Origin of the sequence: Lacrimispora sp. (genome assembly GCF_046972725.1) — a bacterium.
Classification (GTDB): Bacteria; Bacillota; Clostridia; order Lachnospirales; family Lachnospiraceae; genus Lacrimispora.
In genome coordinates, this window is record NZ_JBKVXF010000001.1 from 1,016,543 (window position 1) to 1,036,497 (window position 19,955).

Consider the following 19,955-nt stretch of genomic DNA (forward strand, 5'->3'; position numbering starts at 1 on the left):
TCCCATTTGGCTCCCCCCCTAATCGTCGCTGCCTGCTTCATAGAACACCCAGCGTTTGGAGGTCCTAAAGATCAGCAGAGTTACAGTAGAAATCACAACCAGCAGCACCCAGGAAATCGCGCTGGCATAGCCCATATCCTGATAGGTAAAGCCTTGTTTAAAGATATAGTATGCGATAAAATTGGTTGCATCCGCAGGTCCGCCCTGAGTGATAATAAATGCCTGTGTAAATACCATAAAGCCGGTAATCGTCTGCATGACCAGATTATATAAAATCACCGGAGACAGACAGGGAAGCGTGATTCTTAAAAAGCGCTGGTATCCACTGGCACCGTCGATTTCCGCCGCTTCATAATAGGTTCTTGGAATCTCCTTCAGCCCGGCAGCAAAGATAATCATGGAAGAGCCAAACTGCCACACCGTTAAAAGGGCAAGAGGCAGCATGACCATGTTCTTATCTCCCATCCAGTTCAACCGGTCCATTCCCATGGACATGATCATGCTGTTAATCATTCCTTTACGGGCAAACATCTGCTTCCAGACCAGTGCCACTGCCACAGACCCTCCTACCAGAGAGGGAAGATAATAAACCGCCCGGTAAATACTGGCCATTCTTGTCTCTCTGGTCAAAAAGTAAGCAACCAGAAGGGCAAACACCAGTTTGGCCGGAACTGCAAGGACCACATAAACCAGGGTTCTCCATACCGAGTACCAGAATTTGGTGTCCTCACTGAACATACGCACATAGTTACCAAGCCCTATAAAATCCGACTTCACAAAATTATAATTGGTCAGCGAATAATAAAGTGACAACATCATCGGCAGTAATGTGAGACAGCAAAATCCAACGATAAATGGTGCTGCAAACACATATCCCACTGCCTGATCTGTACATAAGATCTGTTTCAGGGTCTTTTTCTCCCGCAGAACCCCCTCCACCCCATTTTTCATTTTTATTTCTCCTTTCAATTTATCCCCATAAAAATGGCCTGCTGCTTTACACAGCAGACCAGTTCTTCCCACATTTCAACGGTCATCCGGTTCTTTGCAGGAAATTATCTCTTAAATGAATTCTCAGCAAAGTCAAACACATTCTCAGCGGCTTCCTGCGCATCGATTTCCCCTGCATTTACCCTGTCCATCTGATTCTTGAGTTCATCCCTGATCGCATTCTGCTGAGTAGGCTCATTGATGAACACGTCTTTCGACTCCTTCCAGGAACCAACGGCAGACACATAAGCATAGATATCTTTCTCCAGATCGCTTAAGGACGGCCGGATGGCTGCGCGCACGGCGCTGGAAATCGGAACTCCTCTTTCGCCTAATAAGATCTGGTTTGCTTCAGGGCTGTTAATGAAAAAGTTAATAAACGCTGCACATACCTCCGGATACTTTGTCTCACTGTAAACAGCAAGACCCTGGGAAGACTTCACCGAATATCCGGGAGGGCCATCGGGAGTTTTTCTCGGAATTGCCGCAATTCTTAAGGTTCCCACACCATTTTCTTCAGCCGCTTTTGCCATTGCAACCACCTGATTGGATAATGCCCAGGTCATAGCTGCTTCTCCGGTTGCCACAAAGTTCTGCTCCGGAGCTGTTCCCATTTCATTCAAGGCTCCACGGTCGGGATAAGCCCCGCTTTTAGTCATTCTCTGTATCATTTCAATGAAAGGTACCATATAATCCGGTTTTTCGATCATCAATCCGCTGTTATCACTCTTGAAGAAATTCAGCCCTGCCTCATGCTGAGGCACCCCCACGGTACAGGCTCCGTAAAACTCTTCCAGAGAAGAAGAACCAAACTCACCCGTAACTGCCTTAAGCGCTTCGGCATACTCTTCATAATCCTTCCAGGTCCAGTTCTCCGCCGGCTCAGCAAGCCCTGCTTCTTCAACCATATCCGCATTGTAGATAATGCAATGTGCATTGGTTCCCAGAGAAATCTCCATCTGCTTTCCAAGATCATAGGTGGTTGCCAGGAAATTATCTGAGATATTATCCGTATTGATGGTGCCGTCTTTTATATAAGGGTTTAGATCGGTGACTACAGAACTGTACTCTGCCCAGTTATTGCCCAACTGAAATACATCCCATACGTCCTGGGCCCCAACCAGAGTAGGAAGTTTTTGGAAATATCCGTTATAATCAGATGGTTCCGTCTCAATGGTAACATTGGGATACTTTTCCATAAACAGCTTTACAACTGCCTCCGTTCTCTCATGTCTCGTCTGGCCCCCCCACCAGCCGAACCGGATGGTACATGGTTCTCCATTGTTTAACTGATCCGGAAATACCACCTCTTTCGTCTCTTCCGTTTCCTGAGGTTCCTCCTCCTTTGCTGCCGTCGTTTCCACTGACTTGCTTTCACTTGCCGCAGGCGGAGCTGCCGTTGTCTTTGCAGCCTCCTTTCCGGAACTGCAGGCGGTGGCAGACAGCATCATTGCAGCAGCCATGGTCAGGGCCATTGCTTTTTTCATTTTCATAAAATCCTTCTCCTTTTCGCATTTCATCAAGCAATGCTCATCTGTTTATTATTTATTGAATTTTCTTAAATAATTTAGTTTCCTTGCACTGCTTTTATGTATTTTATTATAGATATGATTATGCAATATGTCAATGAAAAAATGGTTTTTTTACAAAACTAATGTCATATTATATATTTTATTGTATTTAATTATTATTTTTTAAGCATTTTATCTAATCACTTTTATTTTTAGCTTATTCTCTCTTTATATAATTCAAATATAAAACTTAATAATTAAGTTATCTTTTTAATTTCAATTTATTATTCAACAGTGCCCGTCCCCCCTTCTATCCTTGTACCCTATATAAAAAAAAGCCTGAAACCATCTGGCACAGTTTTACAGTTTCCATCACTGCAAAACATTGCCGGACAGTTCCAGGCATTATATATTGATTCTATGGAATTACGGCTGAGATACAGACACTTGTTTCCCTTACTCCGTCAGACCTATAATCGCATCTCTTACATTTCCCACACCAATCAGACGAATCCCGTCTATACGATTCATCTTTTCCATACAGATCTTTGGAAGTATACAGGTTTTAAATCCCAGTTTTTTCGCTTCATTCACTCTCTGCTGGGCCATGGAAACGGCACGTACCTCTCCGGATAAACCAACCTCTCCAAAGATAATGGTTTTTGAATCTACGGCCCGGTCCTTCATGCTTGAAACAATGGCCATTAAAATCGCAAGATCAAGAGCCGGCTCATTCATCCGCAAGCCACCGGTAATATTCACATAGGCATCAAAATGAGACAGATCATAATGGCACCTCTTCTCCAAAACTGCCATCAGCAAATTCACCCGGTTATAATCCGTACCCGCTGCAGTGCGCCTTGGCATACCAAATGCAGTTGGAGTAATCAGGGCCTGTACCTCCAAAAGCATGGGTCTTGTCCCCTCCATGGAACAGGCCACCACTGCCCCGGAAGCATCCTCCGGCCTTCCGCTTAACATGTACTCCGACGGATTTAAAACTTCTGCAAGACCGCTTTCGACCATCTCAAACACTCCGATCTCGTTGGTGGATCCAAACCGGTTCTTTACCCCACGGATAATCCGGTAAGACGCACTTCTTTCTCCTTCAAAGTAAAGGACCGTATCCACCATATGTTCCAGGACCCTCGGACCTGCAACCACACCTTCCTTTGTCACGTGACCGACAATAAATACGGCGATTCCGGAACCCTTTGCTATCTGTAAAAGTATATTGGTGGATTCCCGGACCTGACTCACGCTTCCCGGTGCAGAAGATATCTCTTCCCGGAACATGGTCTGAATGGAGTCAATAATGACCACATCCGGTTTCTCCTCCTTAATGGCTCCTTCAATCAGCTCCAGGCTTGTCTCACAGAGAAATAACAGTTCCCCGGTCACTTCTCCGATCCGGTTGGCACGAAGCTTAATCTGCTTTAAGGATTCTTCTCCGGATATGTAAAGTACCTTTTGTCCGGATGCAGCCAGATTACGGCATACCTGCAATAACAAAGTGGATTTTCCGATTCCAGGATCTCCGCCCACCAGCACCAGAGAACCCTTTACCACACCTCCCCCCAGGACTCTGTCCAGTTCCTCATACCCCGTTTTCATGCGGTCCTGTTCATCCAAATGAATCTCTGAGAGTCTGGAAGGCTTTGCCTTTAAGGAAGCAGCGCCGTTTTCCCTGTCAGCTCCTATTCCACGCTTTGATGCAGGCTCCTTTTTCCCCACCGGTTCTTCCACAAATGTATTCCATTCCCTGCATCCCGGACACTGCCCCAGCCATTTTGCCGATTCGTATCCGCATTCCTTGCAGAAAAATGCAGTTGCTTTTGCCTTTGCCATCTGGCTTCCTCCTTAAAAAAGCAGGTCCGGCTCCTGATAAAAGAGCCGAACCCATCTTTGATTTTTGTTATTTACGATTGATCTTCACAGATACCGGTGTTTCCTCATTCAGTTCTACGCTTACGGAAAGCTTACCGCTCATGTTGGTCCTCATGCTTCCGGCTGCTTCTCCTTCCACATATACCTCATATTCAGTATCTTCTGCAAGCTGAACAGTCAGCTGTGCATCCTTGTCACCTTCTACCAAAAATTCCACTCCGTCATTGGATACGGAAAATTTCTCTACCGCGGTTCCCGGTACGGATTCGTATACAAACATGCCGTTACGTTCCAGCTTGGTTATCTCATAATATGTCTTGACTTTATATAAATCACCTTGGTGTTCAAAATCCTGTAATTTTGACTTTGCTCCTAATTTGTAATTACCAAAACTGATTGTTCCGTCTTGTTCAGTGCGGATTAACTCTTCAATTACCGGCATCGGTTTGCCCTCCTAGTATTTTGTTTACTTATCCCTTTTTTTGCGAAGAACAGATCCTTTCGCTTGTAGCTATTATACACGAATCAAGGTAAAATGACCAGCTATTTTACCAGTTCTCTTACAGAAAATTTAAGTCCATCCGTATCGGCTGTCACAACTACTTCATCGCCTCTTTTTACAGTACCGTTTAAGATTTCTTCTGCCAGCTTATCCTCCAGACAATTTTGAATGGTTCGTCTTAAAGGTCTTGCACCGTACTTCTCATCATACCCTTTCCGGATCAGAAATTCCTTCGCATCCTCTTCCACACGTAACGTAATGCTCATCTGCTCGGACGTCCGCTTCATAATGTCCTTCATCATAATGGTAACGATATCCTTCATATGATCCTTATTCAATGGGTGAAATACAATGATTTCATCAATACGGTTGATGAACTCCGGCTTAAAGAGCCGTTTCACTTCCTCCATCACACGTTCCTTCATCAGCTTATAATCCGCTTTTTCATCGGCAGCCGCACCGAATCCCAATCGTTTGGGAGAGATGATATTTTGTGCTCCCGCATTGGAAGTCATAATAATAATGGTATTTTTAAAATCTATCTTTCGTCCCTGGGCGTCTGTGATATGACCGTCATCTAATACCTGCAGTAAAATATTAAATACATCCGGATGAGCCTTTTCGATCTCATCAAAAAGAATTACGGAGTAAGGATTTCTTCTTACCTTTTCACTTAACTGTCCGCCCTCATCATAGCCTACATATCCTGGCGGGGAACCGATCATCTTGGAAACACTGTGCTTTTCCATGTATTCAGACATATCCACCCGGATCAGTGCATTTTCCGTTCCAAACATGGACTCGGAAAGCGCTTTGGACAATTCCGTTTTACCGACTCCCGTAGGCCCTAAGAATAAGAAGGAACCAATGGGACGTTTCGGATCCTTTAAGCCGACTCTGCCTCTTCGGATGGCCTTAGCCACAGCTGTTACCGCCTCTTCCTGGCCAATGACTCTTTCATGCAGGATAGCTTCTAAGTTTCTTAAACGCTCGCTTTCCTCTTCTTCCAGCTTTCTTACAGGAATCTTGGTCCAGCTTGAAATTACATCAGCAATTTCGCCTTCATCAACCATTAGGCTTTTATTTACTTTTTCCTTTTGCCATTTTTCACGGATCTTTTCTATTTTTTCCCGTTTCTTTTCCTGCCTTTTTTTAATAACTCCGGCTTTTTCATAAGCCTCTGCTTTGATTGCAGCCTCTTTCTGATCTTCCATCTGTTCGATTTCTGCTTCCAGTTCCTTGATTTCCGGCGGTTCTACATATGTGGTCAGCCGGACCTTGGAAGAAGCTTCATCAATCACATCAATGGCTTTATCCGGAAGGAACCGGTCGTTGATGTACCGGGAAGATAATTTTACCGCAGCCTTTAAAGCATCGTCTGTGATCGTCACCTTATGATGGTCCTCATAACGGCCTTTTAACCCTCTTAAGATGCCGATGGCGGCCTCTTCGCCAGGCTCCTCTACAGTCACCGGCTGGAAACGCCTCTCGAGAGCAGAGTCCTTTTCAATGTATTTCCGGTACTCTTCAATGGTAGTCGCTCCGATTAGCTGCAACTCTCCTCTTGCCAGGGAAGGCTTTAAAATATTGGAGGCATCAATAGCACCTTCCGCACCTCCGGCTCCGATAATGGTATGAATCTCATCAATGAATAAAAGCACTTCCCCATCCTCGATAACCTCAGCAATCACCTTTTTGATCCGTTCCTCAAATTCTCCCCGGTATTTGGAACCAGCCACCATACCGGACAGATCAAGAGTTAAAAGCCGCTTTCCGGCAATGGTTTCCGGTACGTCTCCGCTTGTAATCATCTGTGCCAGACCTTCCACCACGGCAGTCTTTCCCACTCCCGGTTCTCCGATCAGACAAGGATTGTTCTTGGTTCTCCGGCTTAATATCTGTATAAGGCGCTTGATCTCGGATTCTCTTCCAATCACCGGATCCAGCTTCCCCTTTGACGCAAGCTCGGTTAAATCTCTGCTGTAACTGTCAAGGGTCGGTGTGTTTCCCTTGGCCTTCTGGGATTTCATCAGTTCTTCTTTATTGGCAGGAGCATCTTCTCCCATAGCAGCAAGCACATCAATGTATAACTTCTGAATGCTGATTCCAATGGTATTCAACAGCCTGGAAGCAACACAGTCATTGTCACGGATAATAGAAATCAGTAAATGCTCCGTTCCGATCAAATTCGCTTTGAAACGGACAGCTTCCCGGTAACTGTTCTCCAGCACTCTTCTGGCACCCGGCGTATATCCGCCGTCTTCCTGAAGGCGGACTGCCTGATCAGGAGCAATCAACTGGCTGATCAGGTTTAAGACCTTATCTTCCTTTACTCCGTTTTCCTCCAAAACCTTGGCAGCAACTCCGGTTCCTTCTTCCAGAAGTCCAATCAGCAAATGTTCCGTTCCTACATAACCGTGACCCAGACGTTCTGCCGCCTGTACAGCCAGATTAATTGCCGTCCTGGCTTTTGTCGTAAATCTGTCTATCATAAATCCAATCCTCCTGTCAATTTATTTCCGGCAGCTCTCTGCGTATAAACTCTGCTCTGGCCACATCCAGTTCTTCTTTATTCAGAGGGCGGTCAGAAATCTTCTGCAAGTTTGCCGGCTGTATTCCAAGCATCAGACGGTAGATCGAAACATCTTCTTTGGTCTGGATCAGATTGTCCGTCCGTGCAGCTAATAACTGGGAAAGAAAAATCATGGCGTCTCTGGAAGTAAGTCTCCTGGCATATTTTAAGACTCCGTAAGACTTGTAAACCTCATCCTCCCGCTCGATCTTCCTCCTCTGGAGCGATAACTTTCTTACCTGCATCTCCTGATTGGTCAGCTGAATGGCAGCCTTTGTAACCGTATCTATAATTTCTCTCTCCGTCTGTCCAAGTGTCTTCTGGTTGGAGATTTCAAAAAGGGAGCCGAAATTTTCTTCTCCTTCTCCATAAGCCCCCCGGATGGCTGCTCCAAAGCGGCTCATATCTCCAATCAGGCTTGAAAATCTTCTTCCCTGGGACAGCATGGGCAGATGTACCACTACGGAAGCTCTGAGACCGGTTCCAACATTAGTCGGAAAGGTGGTCAAGTATCCGTATCGGTCATCAAAGGCATACGGAAAACGTTCATTGACGTAATTATCGATCCGGTCCGCTCTCTCCCAAAGTTCTTCAAGTGCCAATCCTGTTCCTAAAACCTGAATCCGGATATGATCCTCGCAGTTTAGCACAATTCCCGTATCCTCTTCTTCGGAAAGGAGAATACCGGCTGGTTTTTTCTTTGCAACAGCAGCCGAATTTAAAACACGCCGCTCTTTTAATGCCACTTTATCAAGCTCTTCCAGGTCTCCCAACATGGAGAATTCAAATGTCTTTCCTTCTGATTCCCCCAGGTCTTTTAAACCGAATTCCAGCCGGTGAACCAGCTCCCCGCTTTCTTTCTCATCAAGCTTTACAGGAAACAGATATTCCTGCAGATTTCTGGCCAGGCGTATTCGGCTGCTGATTATGCCCGGACGGCCAGCATCAGTCTCCTCAAACCACCTATGCATTCGTCTCATTTCCTTTCTTAAGCTCCCTGATCCTGTCACGGCAGACAGCCGCAGTTTCATAATCTTCAAAGCGGAGGGCTTCTTTTAATTTTGAGTCCAGCTCATATAATTCCTTTTCCTGAACAGAAGCTTCATCCGTAACAGATTTTTCTTTTTTCTGTACTCCATCGGAAGCACCGGCATCTGAATTCTGATAGACCGGAACCTTTCCTGTATGAACCAGATTCCCTTGCAGCTGCTTTAAACTATCTTCCATTAAAGGACCGAATACACTGTAACAGTCCGCACAGCCGAATCTGCTGTCCCTTACAAAGGCATCATAACTGGTCCCGCAGGCAGGACAAACGATCTGGTGAAGTTTATCCGGACCTTCTTCAGTTTCTTCAATTCCCAGCAGCCCCGAAAGAAGTTTCCCCAAAGGAAACTCTCCGTCAAAAATTGCTGCATACACTCCGTAATCCATTTCTTTTGCACACTGTGCGCAAAAGTGGTGCTCCTTCTTCACTCCGTTCACCACTTCTGTATATTGAATATTTGCCTCGCGAATTTTACATCTCTCGCATAACATAATGAACCTCCAATCCAGTGAATTATTCTTCCCTCTGGCTTTTTATAAATGACTGGAATATCTCATCGACCAGCTGGTGTACTTCTTCACATGTTACATTTTTACAGACACCTCTGGCCAACACAACACTTAGATCCTTGCGCATCTCGTCAAGAACCTGGATTTTATCCACATCCAGAGATACAACGGCACCTTTGCGGCGGTCAAGCTTCACAAATCCTTCCTGTTTCAGCACTGAGTACGCCTTATTTACCGTATGCATATTAATTCCTATGTTGTCGGCCATCTGACGTACGGAAGGCAGGGGATCCCCTTCTCTTATACTTTCTGTGGCGATTCCTATGATTATCTGGTTCCGGAGCTGAATGTAAATCGCTTCGTCACTGTTAAAATCAATTTGCAAAAACATACTTTCACCATCTTTCGTTATATCTGTTATATGAATATTAGCACAAATTACTTTTTTTTTCAATACTCATATCCTTGCCAGATTTCAAACTTTTTTAATTATAAAATTTATCCTTATTCCTTTTTACATTTTATTCAGGTGCATTCCCATATTTTACCAGTGATTTTGTATCTTATCAAAAACATCCCTTGATCCGTCCATAAAATCATTCTCCTTCTTTTTACAGAAAAAGAGCTGCTGCATGAAAACCTTTTTCCAGTCCCCATACAGCAACTCTATTCGCTCAAAAACTTTTATATACAGGTTCTGACTGCTGCAAATTTTTTCAATCAGTCATCCAGATCCATGAATTCAAAATCATCCTCTTCCCCGGAAGGCTCTGCCGGACGTTCTGCCACATGAGAGGCCAGATTTCGTTCTATGTCTTCTAAACTGGATTCCACAATAAAATCATCATCTTCCGGTTCTTCTGCCGATAAGGGTTCCGGCCTGTCCATGGTTCGTTCCGATTCCTTATATTCCGGCATGATCTCAGGAGAGACCTTATCAAACTCTTCCCGGCTGTACCTCTTTATTCTGCTGGAAGGCAGTTCTTCTTCCGGCTCACTGTAGTATTTAAGATCTTCTGATGCAGGCGTTCCTTCACCTCCAGTATCTTCCGCCTGAAGTCCATTTCTTCCGGAACCTTTTCCTTTTCTCAAAAGAAGAATCACGACCACAAGAAGTAACAAAGCCACCACACTTACTGCAATCAGAAGATAGAACTGTATGCGGTAATCTTTTGTCAGTGAATTGTAGGTTTGGGTAAGCTTTGTATACTCATCACCGGAAACTCCTGTTGCAAAATATCTCTGAATCGTTTTTTCTTTCAGATCGTAGCGGTAGAAGCCCTTCTCTCCATCCCAGTTCATGGCATAAAATACACAGTATTCCGGTTCGGCTTCTGTTTCTGCAACCCAGCCGGTCACCCGCACTCCGTCAATATCCACCTGGCGTTCCTTAAAGCCTTGTGGAATCTGTGCATCGGAATCAATGGGAATTACTACGATTGCCTTGGAGCTTGTCTCTACCTGAACGAACTGGGACCAGGAGTCAGCCCCTTCATTGTAAATGAAGAATCCTCCATTTCCTCCTGCATCTTTTAAATAAAGCAGCAGAAGGTCTTTTTCCAGACCCTTGCCTGCCATTACCTCTGTTCCCTTATAGGAATACGTGGAAGACTCAAAGCCTTCCGGAAGCGTGGATTCATCAAAAGAGGTGGCAATGCTGTATTCCGTTCCGTTGACGGTTACCTTGGTGCTTCCAAATTCTGCTTCCTTTGTTTCCCCGTTCTCATTGGTAGGCGCAACCGTGTCTCCGCCTTCCGGCTTTGTCACCTTTATGGTGTAATTTTTAACCGTCTGGCCATCCTCTGCAGTAACCTTTACAACCACCTGGTTCTCCCCGGCCTTTAATCCCTTTTCTCCCTGAAGCGTTACATGGGCACCTGCATTGGCTGCCACTGCATTGACCACCAGATCCGTTGTATTGGCATCTACTTCAGCCGTATACTGATCCACGGAGGCAGAAAATGCGGGGGTCAGTGTTCCAGGAGATATTTTCAATGATTTTAAGGTTGCATCCTTGGAATAGGTGGCGGGTGAAGTCACCTTTACCGTAGAGCTTCCCTGCCTGCTTACAGGGAGCAGCTGGGAATTCACATCATAGATCTCCTGTGAGGTCACATTGATCTGAGCGTTTCCAGCCTGCAGGGTCTTAAATTTTAGCGTAAAATTAAATGACTTCTGATCCGCTGACTCCATGGTTCCTAAGACCTTTATGGCTCCTGCACCGCCGTTGGCATTACTGCCGCTAACAAACTCCAGGATTCCGGGGTCATAAGCCAGCATGATTTCCGCTGTTCCCAGTGGCGTGTCACTGGTCACTTTCATGGTTACGGTCACTTCATTCCCCACCATGACTGAAGGGTCAGAAAAAGCGATTTTTGTGTTGGATGCCCAGGACACCATCTGTCCAAAGGGCACCACCACGGCTATCATACAGACAGCCATCACACTGACTATCAGTTTTTTTAGTTTTTTATTCATATTATCTCCTATTTCTGCAAATCTTTAGAGTCCCAGGATTTTCTTTTTTAAAAGCAGAAGGTCCCTGGAATCAGCTTTGCCGTCTCCATTTAAATCAGCTGCTTTTTTCTCATGATCCGATAAGTTTTCCAGCCCAAGGATATAACGCTGAAGTTTCAACACATCCCGGCTGGTGACTTTTCCGTCTCCATCAATATCTCCGCTGGAAAGGGATTTTTGCTGAACGGCAGTACTTTCCTGCGTCTGTTTCACAGTCTCTGCCACATGCTCCGTCACCTGCGCCCCCGCTCCCGGTCCCTGTGAAATGACTCCGGTAGAAGTCTGTACGGAAATATTACCAGCGCCAACCGGAGCAATGGTAACATTGCTTCCGCCCGGCGTTCCTTTATTCTCTTCCTCCTTCGGACGGCTCACTCCAGGACCATAACTGCTTCCAGAACCAGAGCCTGAACTGCTGTTTCCACCGCTGCTGTTACCTGTTCCTGCACCGGAAGTATAAGTAGGTCCATTGTTCTGGCGGACTACATGGAGAATATATTCCCTGACATTCCCGTTCTGTGCTGTCACAGATACCTTGATATCATTATTGCCGCTTTGCAGAGCGATCGTACCGGTTCCGCTGACAGAGGATGCTGAATTCAATGCCGATGCGGACACCTTGATGCTCGATACGGCAGGATCAACAATCAGATTGTATTCCAGAGTATCTCTGCGGAACGTAGGTGTCATGACAAAGCCTTCCACACTTAAATCTGAAAGCATATTGTTTGGATTGCCATTGCCGGTTGGCTGACTGCATGGAGTCTCGGGCATATTATTGTATACAGGTATCTTAAACTCTAGGGCTGTTTTCTTCATATCTGCATTATAAGCCTTTGAGAAAACTGCTCCCTCAGATGCCGCTCCCTGTACATTGGTCATATACTGATGCTTATACAGATTGGCCCCCTGTACATTGAATTTCTTCAGATAAAATGTATCCTGCCCAACTTTTACATAGTTATTACCATAATATAGTGCTCCCCCTAAAATAGATTTTTCAGGAGAATTCCAGGGTCTTCCATAATTGCCTGCCTGAGAAGCCCACCATAAGCCTCTCTGAACGGCTGACATATTGCCGGACTGGTAAGCCTCTATATTAAAAAAGTTATAATATCCTTCGTACCCCGGTTCGTTACCGGAAACACTTTTACCGTTTCCGGCAGATCCCTGTTCCTGAATGATCATTGCTGCCAAAACATAAGGATTTACTCCCGACTGGGTAGCCGCATTCATGATCATATTGGCATAAGAACCGCTTCCTGACACCGTTCCGGCTGTATTGGAAGATGACGGCCCGGTAAGACTGGCACCGGGGCCATATTTTATAAGAACCTGAGGGTTCTTTGGTGTGACAGATGCATGCGGTGCCTCAAGGCTTACATTCCCGGAGCTTTCTGTGCTTCCTTTTGTGGAAGGAGAGATGGCAGCCCCCGGACCGGGTCCACCTGCATTGCCAGAGGAATCTGTAGTTTCTGTTGTATTGCCTCCGCTTGTGGAACCACCGGATAAAAAGGTTCCCTTTATCATTGTCTGAAGCCCATCCATGGTTTGCCTGTTACTGTCATAAGAATGGCTTAAAAACTGAAAAACATTCGTCTCATCAAGAAAGTTCCTCGGATCCATATAATACTTAACAATATCTTCGGAAGCAGTCACCCAGCTGCTCCCGTCGAATCCGACCCAGGTACTGGTATCCCAGTTATATGCACCGTTAAGCATAGACTTCCAGGAGCTTATGCTGCTGGTATGTACCAGTGTTTTTCCTACCTGGCTCTCTTCTTTCACAGCTGTATTCCAATCCAGATTGGTCTTTTGGGCACGGAATACCCACTGGGGATGCTGTGCGTGCAGCTGACGAAGACGCACCTTATAGCTTTCCGGAAATCCTTCTGCAGAAAGCATGGATTCAAAATTGCCATCCTGGGTGTAAGCTACAGGAAACTTAAGAAAACTTTTGGAAACGTATCCGGTGACGGACTGTCCGCCGGAACCGGAAACACGGATCTTATACCACAAAGCCCCGTCTGAGGCGTTCTGTTCATCTGTTACTGTAACAGCAGCACCGTTGGTCAATTTTGTTACGATAGAATAGGTCGTACCCGGCCCGCTCCTCACATTTAATGAAGTAGCATTTACCGTGGCCGACCTCTCTGTGTACGCATACGCATTTATGTATGGTGAAACCACTCCCAAACTGGAGTCCAGCACCAGGACACTGGCCAGAATCGCGGCCATCTTACGAGCTTTTTTATACTTTTTCATCTGTTTCTCCCAATATGCCCTTATGTATTTTAAAAACTAACAATTATATGTAAATTATCCATTTCTTTATTATAATGACAAATCATACCATGTGTCAACTGAATCAGCTAAAGTTCAGATAATTGGAATTATTTGTAAGAAAATCTTTAAAGTTTAAAAAAAGCCTCCCCATAAGGGAGGCTTAAGTCCGGTTATACCGGGTATGCTTTGCTTTCTTTGTCTGCAACCGTCTGGTCCACACCGGTCTGCTGTGCAGCACGGTATTCAAAGAATTCTTTTGCAACAGCAGGGAACAGTGCATAGGATAATACATCTTCATCCTGCTGCTTCCACTGTGCACATTCCTTCTCGAATTTAGGAAGCTGAGGCTCGATTTTATCTGCCGGACGGCAGGTGATGGGAGTTTCATCTCCAATAATCTTTTTCTGCACTTCTGCATTGAACGGTTTTACCGTCTGTCCGAATTCGCCTAAGAACATCTTTTTCGTTTCTTTCGTAACCATTTTATAACGTTCCCCGCTGATCACATTTAAAACTGCCTGTGTACCAACGATCTGGGATGACGGGGTAACAAGAGGTGCTTCCCCCAGATCTTTTCTGACTCTTGGGATTTCCTGAAGAACTTCCATATATTTGTCTTCCTGTCCGGCTTCCTTTAACTGGTTCACCAGATTGGAAAGCATGCCGCCTGGTACCTGATACTGCAGAGTCTTAATATCAACACCAAGTACTTTTGGATTTAAAAGCCCGCTCTTTAATGCTTCTTCACGGATTGGCTGTAAATAAGCACAGATTTCCGCTAAAAGGTTCTGATCAAAGCCTGTATCATACGGAGTTCCGCGGAAGGTCTCAACCATGACCTCAGTTGCCGGCTGGCTGGTTCCAAGGGCCAGTGGAGACATTGCTGTATCAATGATGTCAGCACCAGCTTCCACTGCCTTTAAATAAGTCATGGAAGCAACACCGGAAGTATAGTGCGTATGAACATCGATTGGAAGATTTGTAGATTCTTTCAGCGCACTTACCAGTTCTTCTGCTTTGTAAGGAATCAAAAGACCTGCCATATCCTTGATGCAGATAGAAGAAGCACCCATATCTTCAATTCTTTTTGCAATATCCTTCCAGTAATCCAGAGTATATGCATCACCCAGTGTATAGCTTAAAGCCACCTGAGCATGGCCTTTTTCTTTATTACATGCACTTACAGCAGTCTGTAAGTTACGCATATCATTCAAGCAGTCAAAGATACGGATGATGTCAATTCCGTTTGCCAGAGACTTCTGAACAAAGTACTCTACCACGTCATCAGCATAGTGATTGTAGCCTAAGATGTTCTGTCCGCGGAACAACATCTGCAGCTTTGTATTCTTAAAGCCATCCCTTAATTTTCTAAGTCTCATCCAGGGATCTTCCTTTAAAAAGCGAAGGCATGCATCAAAGGTAGCACCGCCCCAGCATTCTACTGCATGATAGCCGACCTGATCCATCTTCTCCACAATCGGAAGCATCTGTTCGGTCGTCATTCTTGTAGCAATCAAAGACTGATGAGCATCACGAAGGGCTGTCTCTACAATCTTGACCGGCTTTTTCTCTATATCTGCCATTGTCTTACCTCCTGGTCATTTTTCCTTAATTTAAAGTTGCTAATGTTGCACCGGAATCTACAGATTCACCGGAGGTTACATTGATACTTGCAACAGTTCCGTCAGAAGGTGATACAATTTCATTTTCCATCTTCATGGCCTCAAGAATCACCAATACGTCTCCTTTTTTCACCGCCTGGCCTGCACTGACCTTGACACCCAGGATCTTTCCTGGCATTGGCGCAGAAACCTTCACAGAACCCTGTGTGCCTGCGGGCGCTGGTGCAGATGCTGCTGCCGGAGCCGGTGCTGCTGCAGGTGCAGGCGCTGCTGCTTTAGGAGCCGGTGCTGCTGCTCTTGGCGCTCCTGCTTTAGAAGTACCCTCTTCTACGGTTACGTCATAAACATTACCATTAACTGTAATTGTATAATTTTTCATGATGAAAATCCTCCTGATTATTTAAGCGTTTTTCCATTTACTGGCTGGTGCACGTCTGATCGAGCGGACTACCAGGCCACTTGGTGAACTTCCTGTACTTGCAGCAATTGCAGCAGTAATGACCGCCACCAGCTCCAGATCGTCTGTAAGATTTACCGTTTCTTCGCTGACGGCATTCCCTCCGGTATCAGCCGGAACAAAGGCAGCTGCACCGGAATTTTCTTCTTCAGAACTGCTTTCCGGAGCTCCGTTGTGTTTTCGCCATGCAATGATCACCACTACAAGTACGATAGCACCCACTGCCAGCCAGCCATAGAAGTCTTCCCGGCTGTTTGCAGCCTTTTCAGGCTCAAACGTTGCACTTATGATTTTTGTCATCTGGGGATCAACTGTGACAGTAAAATCCAGGCTTTGTTTTTCAAATACAGCATTTACGGTTGCACTGTATCCCTGCTCTGCAGCTTTTACTGTAACATCTTCTCCAATGGATACCAGAGTTCCAAGATCTGCTTTTATGTCCTGCCAGGAATCTGCAGCTTCTGAAAGTGCCGCAAACCGGTCCTGACTTTCCCATTCGGCTTTGAATGCAGCTACGTCCTCATCCTTTAAATTCACAAACATCTGCAGATAAGGACCCGGCAGCTGCTCAAGCTGCGTCTGAACATTGGCATCGATCTCTGCGGGTGCGGTTTCAGCCTTACTGTTTACAGTGAATGAAAAGAGGCAGACTGCCATAGTAAGTCCCATTGCTACTCGTTTCAAATTCAGTTTCATATCCCTGTCACCTCATTCTAAATCGTGCCATGTTTCTTTGCGGGACGATCCTCATTTTTTGTAAATAACATCTCAAATGCAGCTGCCACTCTGGCTCTTGTCTCACTCGCATCAATGATATCATCAACGTACCCTCTTTTTGCTGCAGCAACAGCACTGGACTGAAGAAGCTTATAGCTTTCCGCTTTTTCATTTATAAGAGATTTTCCATCCTCTGCCTTTGCAATCTCATCTGCATACATGATCTTTGCTGCCTCCGCAGCATCCATCATACCGATGGAGGCGTTTTCCCAGGCATAGACCACATCGGAACCAATGGATTTGCTGTTCATCGTTAAGTACGCAGTTCCAAATGCTTCTCCGACCACAACGGTTACTTTCGGCACCGTTGCATTGGCAAAGGCATAAGTTAATTTTGCAGATGCTTTTGCAATACGCTTTTCAGCAGATTTTGTCGCTTCATAGCCTCTGACATTCACAAGTGTCAAAAGAGGGATATCAAATGCATTACAGAAATTCACGAATTCTGCCGCTTTTTCACATCCATCTGCGGTTAAGAGTGCCTCATAACCGGCGGTTTTAACACCGCTCTCATCATACGCTTCCGTTCTGTTGGCAACACAGCCTACGGTTGCGCCGTTTAACCGGATAAATCCAGTCACCATGGAAGAAGCATAGTCCTTCTTTGTCTCCATAAAGAACTGGTCATCGGAAATCTGAGTGAGGGCGATTGCCGTATCCCCAACATAATTAGCCAGGTCAGAACATACACGGTTCAAATCATCTTTGCATTCGCTGTAAGACAGGTCATCCTGGTTGTTTGCAGGAAGAATGGATATAAGAGTCCGGATCTTTGATAAAAGCTCCTCTTCTTCTCCTGTAAAATCTACCATACCAGCCTCTTTGCTCTGGAAATCAGCGGAAGCTGTGTTGCATTTTTCCACATAATTTTCCGCAATGGCATTGGGAGCATTGACAAACAGCTTTCCGCTTTTGCTCTCCATAAACGTAAAATCTGCCATAGCTGCGGAAACAGCCATACCTCCGCCGCATGCCCCGAATACTGCGGTTATCTGGGGAATCACACCGGAAGCCAGAGTCTGGCTTAAATAAACTTCGCCAAAACCATTCAAAGCATCGGTTGCTTCTTGAAGTCTTAATCCTGCACAATCAACTAAGCCGATGACAGGTGCTCCTGTTTTCATAGCCATATTGTAAAGTTTTGTGATCTTTTTTGCATGCATCTCCCCTACAGAACCGCCAAGAACGGATGCATCCTGGCTGTACACATAGACAAGACAGCCTTCAATCGTACCATAGCCAGTAACAACACCGTCAGCCGGAGTCTCCTTTGCTGATATGTTAAAGTCTGTGCTCCTTGCAGTTACATAGCTGCCAACTTCAACAAAACTGTTCTCATCAAGCAAAGTATGAATCCGATTACTTGCTGATGTTTGTGTTGAATTACTCATTTTGCAATCCTCCATTTTGTAATAAATATATAATTCTGTCCTCAAAAGGCGGAAGAATCATAGAATAACACTAATTTCTGCCGATTATAATTGTATAATTAAATTTGACGAATTACAAGCTGTTTTTAGCAAAAAAAGAGCATAAAATTATTAATTTTCAACAATTAACAAGTTTACGCTCTCATCAAAAATAAGCATTCTGACGTAATGTGTCGAGATATCCGTCGATATGTATATTTTTGTCTTTAAATTTTGTTATCTTTTCACATAGCAATTCTTTTTTATTCGTTATTCCTTTATTTCAATGATACCAATGGTGCCATCGTTCTTCACTTGGAACGTGATATAGGATTCTCCTTCTCCAAGAACAACACGTTTTTGAGCTACCTGAAGGGTACCGGTATCAACATTGGCTACTGCTACCATCAAATCATCGCCAAACACCATATCCGGATTCTGCTTTGTCAAGTCCTCCCTGTTTTGAAGGATGATCTTTTCCTGATCCCCGGTTATGAAAACACACGGATAAAAAATCAAATCTGCCAATGCCTCCAGATTCCGGTCTGAAACTGCTTCCTGAACTTTTTCTGCAAATGCTTCCACTTTAGTATCAGGGTCCTGGTTCTGGCTGCTTTCCATCGCTCCCGGTCCTGCCTCGCCCACTTCTTCTGCTTCCTCTTCTTCCGATGTCTCAGAAGCTTCTTCCTGTATCATAGCTTTTTCCATACGGCTGGCCGCAGTCTCCGATTCCGTTGTCTCTATAGGAGCTCCACTGGTATCCGAAGCTTCCTTTCTGCCACATCCAGCCAAAAAAAGCGCCGCCATTACCATGACAAAACATATGCAACTGAACTTTTTTCTCATCATTTCCGGTTCCTCCCTGCGTCCATTCTTTGCTTCGGCCACAGTATAGCACCTGAAAAGATCGTAAGTCAATAGACTTTCTAAAACTGTAAACCTTAGACTGTTTTCTGTAAGAATCTGTTATTTTTTCTTTTGTTATTTGTATTCTTTATGGAGAGTAAACCCTCTTCCCCTGACTTCATTTACCTGATTGATGATCATAAATGCATGAGGATCGATCCCCATGACCAGCTCGTTGAGCTTAGATAGCTGCCTGCCCGATATTACTGTAAGGACGGCAAACGATGCCTGTCTCAAATGGCCGCCTTCACTGGCTAACAGCGTGGTCCCCCGGTCCATTTTTTCCTGGATGCACTGATTGATTTCTTCATATTTTTCACTGATGACTTTTACCTGCATCTGATTTCTTCCGATTAAAAGTACCTTATCAAGTACCACCGTATAGATAAGCACCAGCAAGATTCCATAAAGAATCTGCTCTTTGTTGGAAAAAATCATCTGGGAAAGCAGAATCATGCTGTCAAATACGGACATGGTTATTGATACAGATAAATTTTTCTTCTTATTGAGAATCAGAGGCGGAATATCCATGCCACCCGTAGACGCTCCGGCCCGGATCACCAATCCGATTCCCACTCCGATAAAAAGTCCCGCAAATACCGTAGCCAGCATCCGGTCGCCGGTAATTCCCTCATTTCCAAACAGCCTTTCAAATATTCCCAAAATAACGGGATAATAAAACGTACTGATCAGTGTGGTAAAGGCAAATGCTTTTCCTAATACCATGACTCCTGCAGCAAACATAAGAATATTGAAAACTGCCACAAAAGCCGCTATGGGAATGCCCAGCTGGTGATGGAACACCAGCGCAAGCCCCGTTGTCCCTCCGGTAATCAGGCCTCCCGGCAATATAAAGAGAGAAACTGCCAGCGCATAGATCGTATTGCCTGCCAGTACCGTTGTAATCTTTTTCATATTCATGATTTTAAACTTCCTTTCCTCCAGTAAACAAACATAACTAC

At 45.0% G+C, this 19,955-nt stretch carries 16 protein-coding genes; all 16 read right to left on the bottom strand.

What is annotated here, in order from left to right; all coding sequences use genetic code 11:
- Positions 1-18: 18 nt before the first annotated feature.
- The gene (locus ACLTWA_RS04980) at positions 19-951 is read right to left on the bottom strand and encodes a carbohydrate ABC transporter permease (protein ID WP_412326463.1); all 933 of its coding nucleotides are present in this window, start codon (positions 949-951) and stop codon (positions 19-21) included.
- A 104-nt stretch (positions 952-1,055) separates the two neighbouring features.
- Complete coding sequence (locus ACLTWA_RS04985; RefSeq protein WP_412326464.1) at positions 1,056-2,483, bottom strand: ABC transporter substrate-binding protein; 1,428 nt, start codon at positions 2,481-2,483, stop codon at positions 1,056-1,058.
- A gap of 474 nt (positions 2,484-2,957) precedes the next feature.
- Complete coding sequence (gene radA, locus ACLTWA_RS04990) at positions 2,958-4,349, bottom strand: DNA repair protein RadA (RefSeq protein WP_412326465.1); 1,392 nt, start codon at positions 4,347-4,349, stop codon at positions 2,958-2,960.
- A gap of 67 nt (positions 4,350-4,416) precedes the next feature.
- The gene (locus ACLTWA_RS04995) at positions 4,417-4,830 is read right to left on the bottom strand and encodes an endosialidase (protein ID WP_412326467.1); all 414 of its coding nucleotides are present in this window, start codon (positions 4,828-4,830) and stop codon (positions 4,417-4,419) included.
- Between the two features lie 101 nt (positions 4,831-4,931).
- Positions 4,932-7,382 carry an ATP-dependent Clp protease ATP-binding subunit gene (locus tag ACLTWA_RS05000; protein ID WP_412326468.1) on the bottom strand — a complete coding sequence of 817 codons (2,451 nt, stop codon included), beginning with the start codon at positions 7,380-7,382 and terminating at the stop codon, positions 4,932-4,934.
- 16 nt (positions 7,383-7,398) lie between these two features.
- Entirely contained in the window at positions 7,399-8,433 is a 1,035-nt protein-coding gene (locus tag ACLTWA_RS05005; RefSeq protein ID WP_412327182.1) for an ATP--guanido phosphotransferase, read from the bottom strand.
- Positions 8,426-9,001 carry a UvrB/UvrC motif-containing protein gene (locus ACLTWA_RS05010; RefSeq protein WP_412326469.1) on the bottom strand — a complete coding sequence of 192 codons (576 nt, stop codon included), beginning with the start codon at positions 8,999-9,001 and terminating at the stop codon, positions 8,426-8,428. The genes ACLTWA_RS05005 and ACLTWA_RS05010 overlap by 8 nt, the downstream gene beginning before the upstream one ends.
- Before the next feature lie 22 nt (positions 9,002-9,023).
- A complete protein-coding gene (locus tag ACLTWA_RS05015; protein WP_412326470.1) occupies positions 9,024-9,410 on the bottom strand; it encodes a GntR family transcriptional regulator in 387 nt (128 codons plus the stop codon).
- 329 nt (positions 9,411-9,739) lie between these two features.
- A complete protein-coding gene (locus ACLTWA_RS05020) occupies positions 9,740-11,497 on the bottom strand; it encodes a cadherin-like beta sandwich domain-containing protein (RefSeq protein ID WP_412326471.1) in 1,758 nt (585 codons plus the stop codon).
- A 24-nt stretch (positions 11,498-11,521) separates the two neighbouring features.
- Positions 11,522-13,801 carry a dockerin type I domain-containing protein gene (locus tag ACLTWA_RS05025; RefSeq protein WP_412326472.1) on the bottom strand — a complete coding sequence of 760 codons (2,280 nt, stop codon included), beginning with the start codon at positions 13,799-13,801 and terminating at the stop codon, positions 11,522-11,524.
- 191 nt (positions 13,802-13,992) lie between these two features.
- A complete protein-coding gene (locus ACLTWA_RS05030; RefSeq protein ID WP_412326473.1) occupies positions 13,993-15,405 on the bottom strand; it encodes an oxaloacetate decarboxylase subunit alpha in 1,413 nt (470 codons plus the stop codon).
- Between the two features lie 25 nt (positions 15,406-15,430).
- Positions 15,431-15,823 carry a biotin/lipoyl-containing protein gene (locus tag ACLTWA_RS05035; RefSeq protein ID WP_412326474.1) on the bottom strand — a complete coding sequence of 131 codons (393 nt, stop codon included), beginning with the start codon at positions 15,821-15,823 and terminating at the stop codon, positions 15,431-15,433.
- 21 nt (positions 15,824-15,844) lie between these two features.
- Entirely contained in the window at positions 15,845-16,597 is a 753-nt protein-coding gene (locus ACLTWA_RS05040; RefSeq protein WP_412326475.1) for an OadG family transporter subunit, read from the bottom strand.
- 17 nt (positions 16,598-16,614) lie between these two features.
- Positions 16,615-18,069, bottom strand: a complete 1,455-nt coding sequence (locus ACLTWA_RS05045; RefSeq protein ID WP_412326476.1) for an acyl-CoA carboxylase subunit beta — start codon at positions 18,067-18,069, stop codon at positions 16,615-16,617.
- Positions 18,070-18,357: 288 nt separating this feature from the next.
- Positions 18,358-18,936: a lipoprotein gene (locus ACLTWA_RS05050; RefSeq protein ID WP_412326477.1), complete on the bottom strand. Its 579-nt coding sequence runs from the start codon at positions 18,934-18,936 to the stop codon at positions 18,358-18,360.
- Positions 18,937-19,068: 132 nt separating this feature from the next.
- Entirely contained in the window at positions 19,069-19,914 is an 846-nt protein-coding gene (locus ACLTWA_RS05055) for a YitT family protein (RefSeq protein ID WP_412326479.1), read from the bottom strand.
- Between the last annotated feature and the right edge of the window lie 41 nt (positions 19,915-19,955).

What these genes read in the sequence shown, in the direction of transcription:
- ACLTWA_RS04980 (WP_412326463.1), bottom strand. Translation starts at nt 951, where the DNA reads ATGAAAAATGGGGTGGAGGGGGTTCTGCGGGAGAAAAAGACCCTGAAA.
- ACLTWA_RS04985 (WP_412326464.1), bottom strand. Translation starts at nt 2,483, where the DNA reads ATGAAAATGAAAAAAGCAATGGCCCTGACCATGGCTGCTGCAATGATG.
- radA (WP_412326465.1), bottom strand. Translation starts at nt 4,349, where the DNA reads ATGGCAAAGGCAAAAGCAACTGCATTTTTCTGCAAGGAATGCGGATAC.
- ACLTWA_RS04995 (WP_412326467.1), bottom strand. Translation starts at nt 4,830, where the DNA reads ATGCCGGTAATTGAAGAGTTAATCCGCACTGAACAAGACGGAACAATC.
- ACLTWA_RS05000 (WP_412326468.1), bottom strand. Translation starts at nt 7,382, where the DNA reads ATGATAGACAGATTTACGACAAAAGCCAGGACGGCAATTAATCTGGCT.
- ACLTWA_RS05005 (WP_412327182.1), bottom strand. Translation starts at nt 8,433, where the DNA reads ATGCATAGGTGGTTTGAGGAGACTGATGCTGGCCGTCCGGGCATAATC.
- ACLTWA_RS05010 (WP_412326469.1), bottom strand. Translation starts at nt 9,001, where the DNA reads ATGTTATGCGAGAGATGTAAAATTCGCGAGGCAAATATTCAATATACA.
- ACLTWA_RS05015 (WP_412326470.1), bottom strand. Translation starts at nt 9,410, where the DNA reads ATGTTTTTGCAAATTGATTTTAACAGTGACGAAGCGATTTACATTCAG.
- ACLTWA_RS05020 (WP_412326471.1), bottom strand. Translation starts at nt 11,497, where the DNA reads ATGAATAAAAAACTAAAAAAACTGATAGTCAGTGTGATGGCTGTCTGT.
- ACLTWA_RS05025 (WP_412326472.1), bottom strand. Translation starts at nt 13,801, where the DNA reads ATGAAAAAGTATAAAAAAGCTCGTAAGATGGCCGCGATTCTGGCCAGT.
- ACLTWA_RS05030 (WP_412326473.1), bottom strand. Translation starts at nt 15,405, where the DNA reads ATGGCAGATATAGAGAAAAAGCCGGTCAAGATTGTAGAGACAGCCCTT.
- ACLTWA_RS05035 (WP_412326474.1), bottom strand. Translation starts at nt 15,823, where the DNA reads ATGAAAAATTATACAATTACAGTTAATGGTAATGTTTATGACGTAACC.
- ACLTWA_RS05040 (WP_412326475.1), bottom strand. Translation starts at nt 16,597, where the DNA reads ATGAAACTGAATTTGAAACGAGTAGCAATGGGACTTACTATGGCAGTC.
- ACLTWA_RS05045 (WP_412326476.1), bottom strand. Translation starts at nt 18,069, where the DNA reads ATGAGTAATTCAACACAAACATCAGCAAGTAATCGGATTCATACTTTG.
- ACLTWA_RS05050 (WP_412326477.1), bottom strand. Translation starts at nt 18,936, where the DNA reads ATGATGAGAAAAAAGTTCAGTTGCATATGTTTTGTCATGGTAATGGCG.
- ACLTWA_RS05055 (WP_412326479.1), bottom strand. Translation starts at nt 19,914, where the DNA reads ATGAATATGAAAAAGATTACAACGGTACTGGCAGGCAATACGATCTAT.